Source organism: Micromonospora sp. NPDC047134 (genome assembly GCF_040643455.1).
GTDB lineage: Bacteria > Actinomycetota > Actinomycetes > Mycobacteriales > Micromonosporaceae > Micromonospora.
The window spans coordinates 23,214-40,011 of sequence record NZ_JBEYUI010000022.1 but is presented as its reverse complement, the minus strand read 5'-3'; the positions used below and the strand labels follow the sequence as shown (position 1 = coordinate 40,011).

Annotated in this window: 16 protein-coding genes; 5 read left to right on the top strand and 11 right to left on the bottom strand. The window is 70.3% G+C overall.

Translation table 11 applies throughout. The features are described from left to right. Positions 1-90: 90 nt before the first annotated feature. The gene (locus ABZ795_RS23165) at positions 91-330 is read right to left on the bottom strand and encodes a hypothetical protein (RefSeq protein ID WP_357531846.1); all 240 of its coding nucleotides are present in this window, start codon (positions 328-330) and stop codon (positions 91-93) included. A gap of 13 nt (positions 331-343) precedes the next feature. Between ABZ795_RS23165 and ABZ795_RS23160 the strand changes: the two genes are divergently transcribed. Next, positions 344-886 carry an RICIN domain-containing protein gene (locus tag ABZ795_RS23160; RefSeq protein WP_357531845.1) on the top strand — a complete coding sequence of 181 codons (543 nt, stop codon included), beginning with the start codon at positions 344-346 and terminating at the stop codon, positions 884-886. A gap of 101 nt (positions 887-987) precedes the next feature. Here the strand turns inward: ABZ795_RS23160 and ABZ795_RS23155 are convergent, their stop codons facing one another. Further along, positions 988-1,605, bottom strand: coding sequence for a hypothetical protein (locus ABZ795_RS23155; protein ID WP_327025627.1), 618 nt, complete (start codon positions 1,603-1,605; stop codon positions 988-990). Between the two features lie 189 nt (positions 1,606-1,794). Between ABZ795_RS23155 and ABZ795_RS23150 the strand changes: the two genes are divergently transcribed. Continuing rightward, positions 1,795-2,595 (top strand): SAM-dependent methyltransferase, encoded by an 801-nt coding sequence (locus ABZ795_RS23150; RefSeq protein WP_357531844.1) that lies wholly within the window; start codon positions 1,795-1,797, stop codon positions 2,593-2,595. Between the two features lie 14 nt (positions 2,596-2,609). On the opposite strand, the gene ABZ795_RS23145 is transcribed toward ABZ795_RS23150, so the two are convergent. The 3 genes from ABZ795_RS23145 to ABZ795_RS23135 form a co-directional block, all read right to left on the bottom strand. Next, the gene (locus ABZ795_RS23145) at positions 2,610-3,821 is read right to left on the bottom strand and encodes an MFS transporter (RefSeq protein WP_357531843.1); all 1,212 of its coding nucleotides are present in this window, start codon (positions 3,819-3,821) and stop codon (positions 2,610-2,612) included. 77 nt (positions 3,822-3,898) lie between these two features. Beyond that, positions 3,899-4,378 carry a hypothetical protein gene (locus tag ABZ795_RS23140; RefSeq protein WP_357531842.1) on the bottom strand — a complete coding sequence of 160 codons (480 nt, stop codon included), beginning with the start codon at positions 4,376-4,378 and terminating at the stop codon, positions 3,899-3,901. Between the two features lie 204 nt (positions 4,379-4,582). Continuing rightward, positions 4,583-4,894 carry a hypothetical protein gene (locus ABZ795_RS23135; protein ID WP_357531841.1) on the bottom strand — a complete coding sequence of 104 codons (312 nt, stop codon included), beginning with the start codon at positions 4,892-4,894 and terminating at the stop codon, positions 4,583-4,585. 320 nt (positions 4,895-5,214) lie between these two features. Here ABZ795_RS23135 and ABZ795_RS23130 point away from each other — a divergent pair, with 320 nt between their 5' ends. The 3 genes from ABZ795_RS23130 to pdxY all read left to right on the top strand — a co-directional run bounded on the left by ABZ795_RS23130 (position 5,215) and on the right by pdxY (position 9,625). Beyond that, positions 5,215-7,974, top strand: coding sequence for a M14 family metallopeptidase (locus ABZ795_RS23130; RefSeq protein ID WP_357531840.1), 2,760 nt, complete (start codon positions 5,215-5,217; stop codon positions 7,972-7,974). A 25-nt stretch (positions 7,975-7,999) separates the two neighbouring features. Further along, complete coding sequence (locus ABZ795_RS23125; protein WP_357531839.1) at positions 8,000-8,632, top strand: hypothetical protein; 633 nt, start codon at positions 8,000-8,002, stop codon at positions 8,630-8,632. Between the two features lie 141 nt (positions 8,633-8,773). Next, positions 8,774-9,625, top strand: a complete 852-nt coding sequence (gene pdxY / locus ABZ795_RS23120) for a pyridoxal kinase PdxY (RefSeq protein ID WP_357531838.1) — start codon at positions 8,774-8,776, stop codon at positions 9,623-9,625. A 134-nt stretch (positions 9,626-9,759) separates the two neighbouring features. Here the strand turns inward: pdxY and ABZ795_RS23115 are convergent, their stop codons facing one another. The 6 genes from ABZ795_RS23115 to ABZ795_RS23090 form a co-directional block, all read right to left on the bottom strand. Next, a complete protein-coding gene (locus ABZ795_RS23115; protein ID WP_357531837.1) occupies positions 9,760-12,144 on the bottom strand; it encodes a glycosyl hydrolase in 2,385 nt (794 codons plus the stop codon). 122 nt (positions 12,145-12,266) lie between these two features. After that, positions 12,267-12,734: a hypothetical protein gene (locus ABZ795_RS23110; protein ID WP_357531836.1), complete on the bottom strand. Its 468-nt coding sequence runs from the start codon at positions 12,732-12,734 to the stop codon at positions 12,267-12,269. 17 nt (positions 12,735-12,751) lie between these two features. Further along, positions 12,752-13,627: a sugar ABC transporter permease gene (locus ABZ795_RS23105; protein WP_357531835.1), complete on the bottom strand. Its 876-nt coding sequence runs from the start codon at positions 13,625-13,627 to the stop codon at positions 12,752-12,754. Continuing rightward, positions 13,624-14,622, bottom strand: a complete 999-nt coding sequence (locus tag ABZ795_RS23100; protein WP_357531834.1) for an ABC transporter ATP-binding protein — start codon at positions 14,620-14,622, stop codon at positions 13,624-13,626. The genes ABZ795_RS23105 and ABZ795_RS23100 overlap by 4 nt, the downstream gene beginning before the upstream one ends. Continuing rightward, positions 14,619-15,899, bottom strand: coding sequence for a sugar ABC transporter substrate-binding protein (locus ABZ795_RS23095; RefSeq protein WP_357531833.1), 1,281 nt, complete (start codon positions 15,897-15,899; stop codon positions 14,619-14,621). Before ABZ795_RS23095 ends, ABZ795_RS23100 begins: the two co-directional genes overlap by 4 nt. Next, positions 15,896-16,729 (bottom strand): carbohydrate ABC transporter permease, encoded by an 834-nt coding sequence (locus ABZ795_RS23090; RefSeq protein WP_357531832.1) that lies wholly within the window; start codon positions 16,727-16,729, stop codon positions 15,896-15,898. Before ABZ795_RS23090 ends, ABZ795_RS23095 begins: the two co-directional genes overlap by 4 nt. Positions 16,730-16,798: the final 69 nt, after the last annotated feature.

Here is a 16,798-nt window from a genome sequence, read left to right as displayed (position 1 = left end):
GACTTTGCCATCCGCTTGCCCGTTGTCGACGACATTGGCACACACGTACGGTTACGACGCCAGCCGCTCGGGTGACCAGTCGGACGAAAGTCAGGGCAATCGCAGCTGGGCTGGCGGAACCGAAATCCATGCCATGCAGTAGCGAAAGTTGGGCAATATGAGGCGTTTTGTGGCGGTAATGGCGGTCTTGGCGGTGGCCGCAGCGGGATGTGGGCAGGCCGAGACGTCCAGCTCGCCGGCGTCCACGCCGACCGCATCGACGAGTTCGGCACCCCCCACCGCGGCATCCCCCAGCGCTGCCCCGTCCGCGGCGGCGATCGACACCTCCATCAACGAGGAGCCGGTGGACGGTTCGGACCCCGCTGCCGTGAAGACGGTCGACGTCAAGGCGCAGCCGGCGGCGCAGGTCCCAGCCGCCGCCTCGGGGTACTACAAGCTCAAGACGGTGTTCCGCGGCGAGGACGAGTGCCTGGAAGGCAACCGGATCGACGGCAACTCGACCCTCGCCGGTGCCGCGTTCCAGGACACCTGCCAGGACGTGGACGGGCAGGCGTGGAGTTTCACCAAGCGCCCGGACGGCTACTACACGCTGCGGACGAAGTTCCTCGGCGAGGAGAAGTGTCTGGAAGGCAACCAGCGCGCCGGGAAGGTCCTCGGCGGCGCCGCATTCCTCGACACCTGCCAGGAGGTCACCGGCCAGCAGTGGAAGTTCGTCAAGGCCGGCGACAACCTCTTCCGGCTTCAGACGAAGTTCCGGGAGAAGGAAGGTGAATGCCTGGAAGGCAACCGGCTCGCGCCGGAGTCCGTCCTGAAGGGCGCGGCGTTCATGGACAAGTGCCAGAACGTCACCGGCCAGCTCTGGTACGTCACCGCGATCCCCGCCTGACGCCATTGCCCCGATCGGAGGGGTCCGGACCGCGGTCCGGACCCCTCCGCGCTGTGCTGCCGGCCGGCACCGCAGGGTCCAGGCCGCGCAAGCTGGGCCGTTCAGGTGGGCACGATCCGTCGGGCCTCGGCCGAGACCTCCGCGGGGTACGGCGGGTCGGCGTCGAGGATGCGGTGGGCGATGCCGGTCCGCAGCGCGGCCACCCTGATGCCGCCCGTGCCGTCCGCGACGACGTGGTCGGGGTCGACCTCCGCGAGGGCGGTCACCGCGACCGCGTAGATCTCCCGCACGGCATCCTGGGGTGGGTTTTGCAGCGCCATCGTCAGTTCGCCGGAGGTGATCCGGCTGCGCAGTCGGGTGTCCCAGAGGTGGACGAAGGATGCGATGTCGGCGACGAGGGCGAGGTCACCGAGTTGTCGAGCCTCGGCGGTGACCACGGCCAGCCAACGCCAGGGTCGGTCGATGCCGAGGTCGCCGGTCTGGTGGATCAGGCGGACATTGCGCATCAGTTCATCGAGATCGGCGACGCCCCCACCGGCCTGGACCACCGCCGTACCGGCCGTGCACATCCGGTCGTCGTCGCCGAGGCCGGCGAGGAAGGCGCTGACCACCTGCCGCGCGGCCGCCAGGTCGCCCGGTGCCAGGGTAGGTGGTGGCGGATACGGCAGTTCTGGCGGTGACTGCTGCGGCAACTGCCGGCGCCGTCTGAAGATGCCCATGTGACCACTCCGTCTCGTTCCGGTCTGCCGTCCACTCGTGGTGGGAACAGGGATTCTGACGGCGGGTGCCCGGCTGGAAACCCACCGTTCTGTCGATTGTCAGTGGATCATCGGCTGCTCCACAGTCGATCTACAGGTGCTACCGTCCCACATGGACGAAGCCGTGCCACCGCACATCGGAGAGCCCAGGTGACCGACGCATCCCCGCTCAGCGCAGCCATCCAGAGCGACATACCCCACTCCGCTCGACTGTGGAACTACCTGCTCGGCGGCAAGGACAACTTCGCCGCTGACCGGGAGGCCGCCCAGCAGGTACTGGCCTACATGCCGGAGCTGGTGCAGTCGGCCCGGTTCAACCGTGATTTCCTCGGCCGGGCGGTGCGACACCTGGTCGGGGAGGCCGGGGTCCGGCAGTTCCTCGACATCGGCACCGGGCTGCCCACCGCGAACAACACCCACGAGGTGGCCCAGTCGGTCGCTCCGGACACCCGGGTCGTCTACGTCGACAACGACCCGATGGTGCTGGTGCACGCGCGTGCCCTGCTCACCAGCGATCCGCGGGGCGCTACCGACTACATCGACGCCGACGTGCGCCAGCCCGACCACATCCTCGCCGAGGCCCGGCGCACCCTGGACTTCACCCGGCCGGTGGCGGTCATGCTGCTGGGCATCCTGAACTTCGTGGTCGACGATGCCGAGGCCAACCGGATCGCCCGGCGGCTGATCGAGGCCCTGCCCGTCGGGGGGTATCTGGTCATCTCCCATCCCACTCGGGAGGTCAACCCCGAGGCGGTGGACCGGGCGATGGAGTCCTGGCGGGCCGGGGGTGGCGCCGAGATGGCCGTGCGTACCCCGGCGGAGATCGCCGGCTTCGTCGAGGGCCTGGAGATCCTCGAACCGGGCCTGGTCACCTGCTCCCAGTGGCGGCCGGACGGCAACGACACCACCCCGGTCTCCGAGTACGCGTTGGTCGCCCGCAAGACCGGCTGAGGCGGCCCTGCGGCTCAGGCTCCGGTCGGTGTCGGCCACGGTGACCGCGTGCCGTCCCGACCGGGTCGGGTCCGGCCCGGCCGGGACAGGCGGCCGGAGGCCAGAGCGGCAGCGGCCAGGCAGACGACGGCGGCCAGGACCAGCGGCATCCGGGCACCCAGCAGTACGGCGGCGGCACCGAGCGGAGTGGCCAGCGCGATCGGCCCGAACATGATCGTGTTGGCGGTCGCGGCGGCACGACCCAGTAGTTCGCCCGGGCTGTGGGTCTGGACCGCGGTGACGGCTGCGACGAGCGCCCAGGGCAGGCCGACACCGGCCACCACCGAGGCGGCCAGCACCGCCGGCCACCACGGTACGCAGCGACCCAGGCAACTCGCCGCGAACAGGGTCGCACCGACCACGGCCACGGTGGTCGGGTCGAACCGGGTGATCAGCCGGCCGACCACCAGCCCGCCGACGATCGAGCCGGCACCCTGGGCGCTGAGCAGCACCCCGAGAAAGGTCGCCGGCAGGCCCAGCTCGACGGTGACGATCTCGTATCCGGCGGCCGTGGTGAGGGCCTGCATCCCGATCGCGGTAGCGGCCAGGGTCACCGGCCGGCGGATCGACGCCGAGCCGAACAGGACGGCCAGACCGGCGCGGGCGGCGCCACCTCGGCTTCCGGTGACCGGCGGGGTCCGGGTCAGGCGCAACGCCGCGTACCCGACGGCCACCAGCAGCGGCAGGACGGCGGCCAGCAGGGCGACGAGGTGTCCACCCCGCCAGGCGTACAGACCGGCCCCGGCCAGCGGGGCGACGAGTTTGACCCCCTCCTGGGCGCTGGACCGCCAACCGTTGACGTGCCCGAGTGCAGCGGGGGAGAGGGCGGCGGGCAGGATGGCGCTCTCTCCGGCGTCGATGACGACATAGCCGACGCCGTACGCCCCGCAGACGGTGAACAACAGCCACAGCTGAGCGGGTCCGTGCACCGCCAACAGGGTGGGCAGCACGGCGGCCAGGGTCAGGTTCGTCGCGATCAGCAGCCCTCGGCGGGGCATCCGGTCTACCAGGGCGCCCAGCCACGGGCCGGCGAGGGTGGGGGCGTACACGCAGATCCCGGCGAGCGCGGCGAGCCCGCTGGACCCGGTGAGGTCGAGAATCCAGATGCCGGCGACCAGGGCCATCGCGCTGCCGCCGAAGCCGGACACCACGGAGATGGCCACGAGCAGGGCCGCGTTGCGCCGCATCACGCCTCCAGGATTGAGTCGATCTGACTCATAGCCTCGATCCTGAGCCCGGCGGAGGCAAGACTGGCAAGGGGCCGTCAACGAAGCATTGACAGGCCGGTGTGCAGTTCGGCGGTGATGATGCGGACCGCTCCGGGCAGTCCGTGGCCTGCGTCTGTGAGGTCGGCGGCGACATGCCGGGCCAGGTCGTGCAGAGCGCCCGGTTCGGCGTCCAGGGCGAGCAGGACGGTGTGCCGGGTGAGGTTGGCGCCCGGAAACCTGCCGTCCCACCGGCGGTCCGCCTCGATCCAACGATGCAGTCCGGTGAGCGTGGCGCGCAGCCCGGCGACCTCGCCCGGCCAGCGCCGGTCGGCCACCGCGCGGCGGGCCCGACGGCCGGCGGCAAGCCGCTGACGCCGCTGTTCGGCGGCCTGGCGGCTGCTCAGGCCGAGGGCCTCGGCCACCTGGCGCCAGGTCGCTCCGCCCTGCCGGGCCTGGTCGATGAGGTCCAACTCCTGCTCGTCCAGGCATTGACGGGCTGCCGGGAGGTCGGCCAGTCGGTGCAACGGATCAGGCACCCGTCAACGCTACATTGACGGGCGCTCGCGTCGCCGCGCGCTGTCCGCGACGCCGCGACCGGTCGATCACCGCGCGGGTCAGATTGTGCGGCCGACCGGTTCCCACGCCGGGGCAGGCAGGAGCTGTCCGTGACACCGCGAGAGGGCAGGCGCTGTCTCGCAGCCCGCCCCTCGTGAGCGGCGCGACTGCGACTGAGGCGTGGCTCAGGCGGCGGCGGAGTCGCCGCGTGACTGCTCGCCCGGCCACGAAGGCAGGGTGTACGGCGCGGGCCAGGTGGTCTGCCGCTCGGGGGTCTGCGTCGAGCCGCCCTGGGCGAGTTTGAGGGCCCGCTGGGCCTGCTCCCAGGGCCGGCAGGGCCACTCCTGTCCGGCGCACAGCAGGTGCTCGCAGCCGCCGTCCTCCGCAGGAGCGTGCGCATCGGCGACATCCAGAGCGAGCCGCCACAGCAGCGGATCGGTAACCTGCTCCGGGCGTTCATGGGTGTGACTGGGCCGATTGCCGGCATTGTCGGACACGGGTGATCCCCCCTTGCACTCAAGCTTCCTTGCTCTTGCCTCTCCAGTCTGCACGCAGGTCAAACACCTCGCCTTGGACGGTTGGCCGAGGTGGGGGTGATCACCCGCCCATACTTCGGGACGATTGACAGATGACCTTCAGCGGGTGAAAGTTGTCCGCGACCTGATCACTCCTACTGGTCCGGTGTGTGACGCTGCGTAGTCGGTGATGCGGGCGGTGTACACATCGGACGCCTTCGCCGAGGCGACCTGGGGAGTCGTGTGCGGCCGAAGGCAGTCGCCTAACCCCCACCGCACACCGAGAAGGGGCGACAAGCCTCATGTCCGAATTCCGTACCAGTACCCGGTGGCGACGCCGGGTACCCATGGCGGCCGCGCTGGCGGCCGGCGCCGCGGTGCTGCTGCTGGTCAACCCGGCGGCCGCCGTCGTGTCCCAGAACGCCACCACCGGAGTCAGCGAGGTGCCTGAGGACCTCGGCCGGCTGGCCGACGAACAGGCCAACGTGGTCGAGGTGCTGCTGGCCGACAAGGACGAGTTGGATGCGCTGGTGGCCACCGGCGTCGACCTCGACCACCACGTCCACCAGAGCGAGGACGGCATCGTCGTCCACGCAGTGGTGACCGGCAACGAGGTGGCCACTCTGACCGCCGCCGGATTCACCTTCGGCGAGGTGCTGCACACCCCGGCCGACTCCGCAGCGCGGATCGCCGAGCGCGAGGCGACCATCGCCGCCCACCTGGCCGACAACCAGGAGTTCATGCAGGGTGGCGAGGGGATGGCGGCCCGGGCCGCCGCCTCCGACGTCAAGATCATCCGGGCGGACTACTACACCAACGGCACCGACGAGGTGCTGTCGGTGGAAGCGAAGTGGGCGGGCGGCCAGGACGCCAACACCGCCCTCACCGTCTCCCGGGACAGCGGGCCGGGCACCGAGATGGGCTCCGGCGGTACGCAGAACATCAACCGCTTCATGGACGCCGGGGTATACATGTACCACCGGGGTGCGTCGATCGTGACCAGCCGGCCGGAGTACGTGCAGATCACCAGCCCGACCGGTGACGTGGCGGTGGCCAAGGTCAAGGAGTGGCTGCCGATCTCCGGTGACGCCCCCGAGGGCCCGGGCTACCAGAAGGACTTCGTCAACAGCTACCTGACCCCCACGGAGCTGTACGACCGGATCCACACCCTGGCCGCCCAGTACCCGGCCATCTCCGAGATCGTCGAGCTGCCGCACAAGACCAACGGCTACCGGCGCAAGGCACAGGCCGTGCTCGGCAGCGGCAACGCCAACCGGGTCGGCATCGACTCGCTGGCCTGGGGCCACGAGGGCGGCAACGACATCTCGGTCGAACTGGTCGACCCCGGTGCCGCCGACTCGGCGCTGACGGTGACCGTCACCGGCAACGACGTGCGGGTCAGCCTGGCCACCGACGCCTCCGGCGCGGTCACCAGCACCGCCGCGCAGGTAGCCGCCGCGCTCAACGCGGAGGCGGGCACCCTGCTCAAGGCGTACACCTATCGGGGTAACGAGGGCGCCGGGGTGGTCGCGCCGGCCGCGCCGACCAAGCTGTCGGACGGCCTCTCCGCACCGGAGTCGGTCTCCCGCGAGCCGCACTCCGTCTACGCCATCCGGATCGGCAAGCACCGCGACGGCTCCAAGCTCGGCGTCCTGGCCTACGCCCAGGAACACGCCCGTGAGTGGGTGCCGCCGCTGGTGACCATCGAGACCGCCGAGCGGCTGCTGCGCAACTACGAGCAGGACGCCAACACCCGCGACCTGATCGACAACCTGGACATCTGGATCGCTCCGTCGGTCAACCCGGACGGTGGTCACTTCTCGTTCTACGACTTCAACTCGCAGCGCAAGAACATGACCAACCACTGCACGCCGGAGACGAACGGGGACTTCCTCGGCCGTACCTCCTGGGGTGTTGACAACAACCGCAACTACACCGAGTACAGCCTCTTCGACGGCTACTCGGGCGCCTCGCACTCCTGCACCAGCGGCTCGTACGCCGGGCCCAGTGAGCTGTCCGAGCCGGAGAACAGGAACGTCGACTGGCTGGCCTCCCGGCCGAACATCAAGTTCTCGATGAACCTGCACTCCTCCGGCAACTACTTCATGTGGTCGCCCGGCGCGTACGCGACCCCGGGTCGGATCTCGGCGCCGCGGCCGACCCTGGCCGAGGAGTCGCTGTTCTGGGGTGCCTCGTCGCGGATCCTCACCGCGATCAAGCGGCACCGCAACCTGGCCGTCACCCCGGCGCGGACCGGTCCGGTCGCCGACGTGCTCTACTCGGCGGCCGGCAACTCCGGTGACATGCTCTGGTACAAGTACGGCATCTACGCCTGGAACTTCGAGGTCGGCACGTCCTTCCAGCCGCCGTGGGAATCGGCCAAGGAAGAGACCATGGAGTTCTCCAACGGTCTGGTCGAGATGCTGCGGGTGGCCCGCGACTACGACACCGACACGGCGGCCCCGACCAGCACGATCACCGTCGAGCCGAGCGCCACGGCGGGCATGGTCGACGTCACCTTCGACACCAGCGAGCCGGCCGCGGTCTTCTACACCGTCGACGGCAGCCGGCCCACCCTCGAGTCGACCCTCTACGGCTCGGCCGGCGTGCGTGAGGGCGGGGAGACCCTGACCCTGCCGAACGGCACCACGGTGAACTGGTTCTCGGTGGACTCGAAGGGCAATGTCGAGAACGGCTACGTGCCCGACGGCACCGGCACCAACCACAACACGACGAAGGCCTGGGACCCGGAGGCACTGCGGGTCACGGTGACCACCCAGGTGCGGTGTGTGGCCGGCAAGGCGTACGTCGCGGTGCAGGCGCACAACCAGAACGACGCGGCCGTCAGCATCTCCCTGGAGAGCAGCTACGGCACCAAGGCCGCCGTCAACGTCGCGCCGGGCGCGAGCACCTTCCAGCAGTTCAACACCCGGTCCGGCACGGTCTCGGAGGGCTCCGCCTCGGCGCACGCCACCGGTGCCCTCGGCGGCGAGACGGTGACCACCACGGTCACCAAGGGGTACGCGGCCGTCAACTGCGCCGACCCGCGGCCCGCCCAGTAACTGACAAGCGACGACGGAGAAATTGATGAACACATGGAGCCGTAAGCGGCTGCTGGCCGCCGGTGCGTCCGGTGCCCTGCTGGCCGGGGTGGTGGCGGTGGGTTCGCCCGCCTTCGCCGAGCCGGGTGACGAGGCCGGGGTGGAGGTGACCGTCGAGATCGAGGAGATCCGGGAGCCGGGTGTGCTCGCCATGACGGTCGCCGCCGACTCGGTGACCCTGACCGAGGACGGGTCGACGCTGCTGGTCCGCCAGTTCACCGGCAACCTGCCGACGGTGACGGTCACGGACACCCGTACGCCGGACGAGGTGCCCGAGGGTGCCGCGTGGGCGGTGCTGGGTAGCGCTACCGATTTCGTCGGGGACGCCGACCAGGACCCGATCGGTGCCGGGCACCTGGGTTGGAAGCCGAAGCTGATCGACGGTGGGGACACCGGTCTGGTCAGCGAGGGTGAAGAGGTCGTCACCGTCCTGGACGAGCCGACTCAGCCGGGTAACAACGTGGGTCTGGTCGACCAGGAACTGCTGGTCTCGACCTTCGACTCCGGTGCGGTGACCCCTGGCGAGTACACCGTCGACGCGGATCTGTTCCTGCGTACTCCGGCGGATGTCGAGGCCGGTGCGTACACCTCGACGCTGACCCTGTCCCTGTTCGAGTAGGAAACCGACGATGAGGGCCGCCCGCCCCGGGCGGCCCTCATCCCGGTACGGCGACACCCGCCCACCGGCAGCGGCCGACATCCTGGCCGTTACCGGTGGGCCCCGGCGCGGCTCGCAACCGGTGCCCGCCATGATGGGACCGTGAAAATCCTGTCCATCCAGTCCTCGGTCGCCTACGGCTACGTCGGCAACTCGGCCGCCGTGTTCCCGCTGCAACGGCTCGGGCACGAGGTCTGGCCGGTGCTGACGGTGCACTTCTCCAACCACACCGGGTACGGCGCGTGGCGCGGCCCGCTGCTGGCCCCGGCCGATGTCGCCGAGGTGATCGCCGGCATCGCCGACCGTGGTGTCCTGGGCGACGCCGACGCGGTCCTCTCCGGCTACCTGGGCGACCCGGCGATGGGGTCGGTGATCCTCGACGCGGTGAGCCTGGTCAAGACCGCCAACCCGGACGCCGTCTACTGCTGCGACCCGGTCATGGGCGACGTCGGCCGGGGCATGTTCGTCCGACCGGGCATCCCGGAGTACCTGCGCGACGTGGTGGTACCCCGAGCCGACATCGTCACCCCGAACCACTTCGAGTTGGAGTTCCTCGCCGGTCGCCCGACCGAGTCGATGGATGATGTGCTGGCGGCGGTCGACGTGGTCCGGGCGACCGGACCACGGCACGTCCTGGTGACCAGCGTGCTGCACAGCGCCGTGCCGGAGGGGTCGCTGGAGGTGGTGGCGGTCTCCGACGAGGGCGCCTGGGCGGTGACCACCCCCCTGCTGCCGATCTACCCCAACGGCGGTGGTGACGTCACCGCCGCGCTGTACCTGGCGCATCTGCGCACCAGCGGCTCACCGGCCGTCGCGCTGGAGCGGACCACCGCCTCGATCTTCACCGTGCTGGAGGCGACGATGGCCGCCGGTACCCGGGAACTCCAGTTGATCGTCGCCCAGGAGGCGATCGCCGACCCGCCGACCCGCTTCCCGGCCCGTCGCCTGCGGTAGCCGCTCAGGCCGGAGGCCACCGCCCCGGGATGGGGAGGTGGCCTCCGGATCGTTCGAGTGCTCCGACCGCCACCGCCGGAGACCAGCCGATTGGTGATCACCTCGGCGGGCCGGTGCGGTGGCGGCCGATCAGGCTAGCGGCAGGAGTTCAGCACGCCCACCACGCCGACACCCGGGTTCTTCAGCGGCAGCTTGGTCGACGAGGCCGGGCAACGCGGCACGGTCACGTCGTAGATGCCGCGGCCGAACGTGGCGGCGGTCAGCTGCCGGCTCGGCTCGTGGTAACGCAGGTACATCACCGGAGCCTGCGGCAGGTTCTTGCCGAGGTTGGCCCACTCCCCGCCGTTCCAGGCGGAGAGGAAGACACCGACGTCGGTGCCGACCATCAGCAGACCGTCGGAGGTCGGGACGATCGAGTTGACCGGAGCGTCGGGCAGGCCCTGCCCGATGTTGATCCAGGTCTGCCCACCGTCGCGGGTCATCAGCACGTGCGCCCGGTCGCTGCCGGAACGGAAGGCCGAGAAGGTCGCGTACGCGATGTTGGCGTCCTTCGGGTTGACCGCGATCCGGGTCACCCAGGTGCCCGGCAGCTGCGCCGAGTCGACCTCGGTCCAGGTGGCGCCGAGGTCACGGGTCCACCAGACCTTGCCGTCGTCGGTGCCCACGTAGATGGTGTTGCTGTCGCTGGGCGCGACGGCGACCGTGGTGATCGTGCCCCACGGGTAGCCGGACGGGTCGTTCGGGCCACCGTTGGTCAGGTCGGGGCTGATCGGGGTCCAGGTACGACCGTTGTCCGTCGACCGGTTGAGGATGTTGCCGGCGTAGTACATGACGTTCGGGTCGTTCGGGTCGAACAGCAGCGGGGTCAGCCAGTTACGCCGCTGCGAGGTGGTCTGGTTGGTGCCGATGGTCTGCCGCGGGGCGAAACCGCCGTTCTCCGACCGGTAGCAGGAACCGTACTGGCTGCACCCGAAGACGATGTTCGGGTTCTCCGGGTGGATGATGGTCTGCAGACCGTCACCACAGCCGATGGCCTGCCACGGGCCGAGGCGGCCGTTGTAGCCCCGGTTGCAGCCGTTGTCCTGGGCGCCGGCGACCTTCAGGGTCGGGTCGGTCTCCGCCACGTCGACGGTGTAGAACTGGGTGTACCGCTCGTCGGTGGCCTTCACCCAGCCGCCCGCGCCGTTCTGCTCCGAGCGGTAGACGCCGCCGTCGTTGCCGAGGTAGACCCGGCCCGGCACCTTCGGGTCCCAGCGCATGACGTGCTGGTCGGCGTGCGGACCGCGCACCGAGGAGAAGCTCTGCGCGCCGTTGGTGGAGCGCATCAGGTTCACACCCATCAGGAACAGGTGGTCGGCGTCGGCCGGGTCGACCCAGATCTTGCCGAACCACCAGCTGAAGGTCGACTGCGAAGCCTGGCTCGTGGTGACCGGCATCTGCGTCCAGCTGTCACCACCGTTGTCGGAGCGGTAGAACGCCCGGAACGGGCCGATGGCGGTGCCCACGTAGGCGTAGAGGCGCTGCGGGTTGCTCGCCGCGACGGCCAGGCCCCAGCGGCCCTGGTCGGCGTCGGTCGGCAGACCGTTGGTCATCCGCTGCCAGGTCTCACCGCCGTCGTTCGAGCGCCAGAGGCTGGAACCGGGGCCACCGTAGGTGCGCTGGTGCGGCTCGCGCAGGTGGTCCCACATCGCCGCGTACACCCGGTTGGGGTTGCTCGGGTCGATGATCACCTCGGTGGCGCCGGTGGTGCCGTTCAGCGGGGCGAGCACCTGCCGCCAGTTGTCACCGCCGTCCTCGCTGAGGTAGACGCCGCGCTCACCGCCGGGGATGAACAGGTTGCCGCTGGCCGCCGCGAAGATGCGCTTCTCGTTGGTCGGGTCGATGGCGAGCCGGCCGATGGCGTGGCTGTCGGTCAGACCGACCCGCTTCCAGGAGCCCCCGCGGTCGGTGGAGCGGTAGATGCCGTCACCACCGAAGGTGATGGAACCACCGCCGGGCTGGGCCTCACCGGTGCCGGCGAACAGGACACCGTCGCTGGTCATGGCCAGCGCACCGATGGGCTGGGACCAGCTGTCCGGCCAGACCGGGGTGAAGACGTCGCCGGCATCGCTGGACTTCCACACGCCACCGGAGGCGGCGGCGATGAACAGCTGGTCCGGCACCTGCGGGTCGACCACGAGGTCGGGGACCCGGCCACCGATGTTCAGCGGCCCGAAGAAGTCCCACTGCTGGTCGCCGAGCTTGCGGTAGCTGTTCTTGGTCCGCACGGCGAGCTGCTTGGCCTCGCCCCGGGCGTTGGCGTACTGGGTGGCCGACAGGCTGGTGCTGCCATCACTCAACCGCTGGGCGGTCATCCACTCGTCCGGCACCTCCATCGGGCCGGTGGGCAGGTTGGTGGCCAGCGACGGTTCAACAGCGGGGGGTGGGCTGGACGACGCGGCCAACGCGACCGTGGCGAGCAGCCCGACCACAGCTGTCGCCGCCAGTCCGCGATAGTGCCTCGCGAACGTAAGTTTCATGGGGGTCTCTCCTGATCCGGACACGAACGGTCCTTGCTGCGCACGCTAGATCGCTGGTCGGTGCCAGTCACCGAGCATCTGTCGGGAGAACCCCCGGTCCGGTTAGGACATCTGTCGAGAGGTCATCCGCCGCTGCGGAACTCGGGCAGACCGGCGTCCTCGGAGTCCGGCCCCACCACGACCGTCAGGCTGGAGCCGTCCGCACAGAGCGCCGAGGCACGAAGGTACATCCGTCGAGCCTCGGTCCGGGCCAGCACCTCGGTCTCGAAGACCTCGTCCTCGACGCGCAGCACCTCCAGGTCCGTACGCTGCTCGTAGTGGGCGCGAACGTCCAGTGGAGACATCCGCAGGGTCGCCTCCACGGTGGTCAGCACCCCCTGCCGCACGACGTCGGTGACCCGGGAGCCTTCCGGCAGGGCCAGACCCGGTACGTCGGCCTCGACCTCCGGATCGTCCATCGGCACCCGGTCACAACTGGGCAGATTCGCCAACAGGTCGCGACCGCCGCCGGTGGGCGCCGCCGAGCCGTCACCACAGGCGGCCAGCAGGGGGAGGACGACGACGGTGGCGACCAGTACCCGCAATCTCATCGCAGCAGGATGCCAGCTCATCGCAGCACCCGCCAGCGTCGTACGACCAGCAGCAGCACGATGATGATCACGGCAGTGATCAGCATCAACAGGATGGTGACCAGAGAGCCGTAGGCGAAGCCGGAGAACTCGAAGACCTGGTCGAAGATGTACACCGGCAGGTACAGGGTGGCGTTGGCGGGCCGCCCGTCGGTGAGCACGTACGCCGGCACGAAGTTCACCTGGAGGGTGAGGATGATGTCCCGCACCGCCAGCAGCACCAGCACCGGGGCCAGCAGGGGCAGGGTGAGCCGCCGCAACTGTCCGAACGGGCCACACCCCTCCAGGGTGGCCGCCTCGTACAGTCGGCCGTCGAGCAGCCGACGGGCGGCCAGCACCACCACGAACCCCTCACCGATCGGGAAGGCCAACATCAACACCACCCCGATACGGGCCGTGGTGGGGTCGGCCAGCCAGTTGTAACCCTCGTGACCGAACAGCCCCAGAAGTTGGTTCAGCGGCCCGTACAGCGGGTTGAGCACCCACAGGAACAGCACCGCCAGGGCCACGTCCGGGATGACCGTGGGCAGGTAGACCGCGGTGCGGAACCAGCGGCCACCCGGGCGGGGGGCGGCGAGCAGCAGACCTAGTCCCACCGCGGCGATGAACCGCACCGGTACGGCCAGCGCCACATGGAACAGGGAGGCTTCCAGGCTGTCGAGCAGGAACCGGTCGCCGAACATCCGGCGGATGTTGTCCAGCCCGATGAACTGGGGGTCCCGGGTCAGCCCGGTGTGGTCGGTGAAGGCGTACCCGACGTTGAGCAGCGCCGGCACCGCGACCAGCAGGGCCACCGCGATGGCGTACGGGGCCAGGAAGGCCCAGCCGGTCAGGGGTCGGCGGGGCCGGGTCATCGTCGTCGGCCGGTGGTCGCGTCGAACCGGTGCAGCCGATCGGCGCGCAGCCGCACCTCGTCCCCGGGAGCCACCCCGGGGCGGGGGCCGGTGCGCACGATCAGCCGGGTGCCGTCCGGGCAGCGGGTCGACAGGTTGGCCTCGCTGCCCAGCGACTCCACCGCCTCGACGATGGCGGTGACCGGTCCGGCGTCGTCGAGGGCCAGGTCCTCCGGCCGTACGCCGATGGTCAGGGTGGCGTCGCCGCCGAGCACTCCGCCGCCGGGCACCAGGTTCATCGGCGGGCTGCCGAGGAACCCGGCGACGAAGGTGTCGGCCGGCTCGTCGTACACCTGCTGGGGTGGGCCGACCTGGCGGATCCGCCCCTCGGCCAGCACCACCACCCGGTCACCGAGGGTCATCGCCTCGTGCTGGTCGTGGGTGACATGGATGGTGGTGGTGCGCAGTTCCCGGTGCAGGGCCAGCAGGTCGGTGCGGGTGGCGAAGCGCAGCGGCCCGTCCAGGCTGGCCAGCGGCTCGTCCAGCAGGTAGACACTGGGGTCGCGCAGCAGCGCCCGGGCCAGGGCCACCCGCTGACGCTGGCCGCCGGACATCTGATCGGGGTAGCGGTCCAGCAGGTCACCGATGCCGAGCCGCTGCGCGGCGGCCTCGGCCCGCTGGACCGCCTCGGCCCGACGCACCTTGCGCACCCGCAGGCCGAAGGTGAGGTTGTCCAGCACACTCAGGTGCGGAAACAGGGCGTAGTCCTGGAAGACCATCGCCACCGCGCGCCGGGGCGGCGGGATGGTGGCCACGTCGACGTCGTCGACCAGGATCCGGCCGCTGTCCGGCCGGTCCAGTCCGGCGATCAGCCGAAGGATGGTCGACTTACCCGATCCGGAGGGGCCGACCAGGGTGATCAACTCCCCGGCGGCCACCTCCAGGTCCACGCGATCGACGGCCGGCTTGCCGCCGTACGACCGGGTCAGGGCCTCCAGCCGGATGACGCCCTTCACTTGCCCGCCGAGAACAGCGGACGGATCCGGTCCTCCAGTTGGCGCAGCCCGGCTTCGCGGTCGATCCGGCCGTAGAAGACCTCGGCCAGCAGACTGTTGCCCTCCTTCTCCACCCGCGACCAGCTACCGGTGCGGGGGGTGGCCCGCAGGTGCGGCGCCGCGTCGAGGTACACCTGCGAGGAGCGGGGCGGCTTGGCCGGGTCCAGGAAGACGGGGGAGTTGGCCACCTCAAGACGGGACGGCACGGTACGGCCCGACTCGGCCAGGGTGTGCTGCCCGGCGTTGCCCATCGCGTACTCGATGAATCGCCAGGCCGGCCGGTGGTCGTCCAGTCCGGCACTCATGCAGTACGCGTCGCTGTGCAGGATGGAGGCCGGCTGCCCGCCGGGGGCCACCGGCAGCGGCGCGACATCCCAGGTGAAGTCCGTGATGGTGCGCAGGGTGGGCACGGCCACCCGGCTGTTGAGGTACATGCCCAGCGTGCCGCGCATGAACCGGGCCTCGCTGGACTCGCTCTGCTCCTCGGCGTCCGGCGGCACCACACCGTGGCGCAGTTGCAGGTCGAGGAACCAGTCCACGGCCGCCCGGGAGGACGGGTTGTCGGTGAGGGTCAGCCTGCTCGGCTTGTCCGGATCGTCGACCAGCTCACCGCCGTTGGACCAGACGAAGGGGGCCAGCCGGGGCAGCGAGGGGTCCACCCCGACCCCGTACCGGCCGTCGCGGGTCAACGCCTTTGCGGCGGCGAGGAAGTCGTCCCAGGTCCAGCCCGCCTTCGGGGCGGGCACCCCGGCGGCGGCGAACAGGTCGGCGTTGTAGTAGACGACGAGCGAGGACAGGTTCTGCGGCAGGCAGGTCAGCTCCTTACCGTCGAACCGGAAGGCGTCCAGGGCCTGCGGGCTGAAGTCGCTCTCCTTGATCGCCTCGCTGGAGTCCAGGTAGGACTGCGCCGGCTCGATCGCCCCCTGGGCGGCGAACTGGCCGTAGCGGCGGTAGTTGAGCAGGAACACGTCCGGCGGCTGACCCCCGGCGAAGGAGGTGGTCAGCCGCGCCATCAGCTCGTCCTGGCTGGCCACCGGTGACAAGTTGACCGGTACGTCGGGGTTGGCCGCGGTGAAGTCGGCGACCATGGTCCGGTAGCCGGCGATCTCCTCGGCGTCACCGAACAGCACGACGGTGATGCCGGAGTCGTCGGCCTTGTCGTCACCGGAGGAACATCCGGTGACGATCAGCGCCGTCGCCAGCAAGGTGGCGCAGGTGCGCCGCCAGAGGGAGGTCATCGTCTTCCTTTCGAGCGAAGCGCCGCCAGGGGATCGTCGGCCAGCAGGATCCGTTGGGCGAGCAGGAACATCAGGACGCAGGGCGCGGTGGCGATCACGCTGCCGGCCATCAGCAGCGGCCAGTCCGTCGGGTTGAGCAGCAGCAGGAACCGTAGCCCCAGAGGCCAGGTGTAGCGGTCGCCGCTGGTCAGATAGAGCAGGGGGTCGATGAAGTTGGACCAGTGGAAGGTAAAGGCCAGCACCGCCACCGCCAGGGTCGCCGGCTTGACCTGGGGCAGGGCCAGCCGTCGGAAGATGGTCAGCCAGCCGGCGCCCTCCAGCCGGGCGGCCTGCAACTGGCTGTCCGGTATGCCGCCGAAGCTCCAGGCGTACAGCAGGATCAGGAAGGGGCTGACGGCCAACGCCGCCGGTGCCAGCAGGGGCAGGTAGGTGTCGACCGCCCCGAAGAGGCGGAACACCTCGAACCGGGTGGCCCACACGGCGGTGACCGGCACCAGCAACACGACCAGCAGGGCCAGCAGGGCCCGGCGGCGGGCGGCCCCGGACAGCAGCCGCAGCCCGAAGCCGGTCAGCGCGGCCACCAGCACGGTCAGCGGTACGGCCATCGCCACCACCAGCGCCGAGTTGGCCAGATACCGCGCCAGCGGCACCAGTTCCGGCAGCCGGGTGTACGCGGCCGTGGTGGGATCGGCCGGCCACAGTTCCAGGGTGCGCGGCGGCGGGGAGCCGGCCGGCCGCAACGATCCGACCACCATGAACCACAGTGGCGCTACGAAGATCACCGCGAAGATGGCGGGCACGACGAACCGCCCGAGCCAACGCCCGACCACCGCGCCACCCCCCTCAACTGCCCCTTTGCCGAACCTAGAGATCAACTGGCCGTCGGTCATCGGGCACCT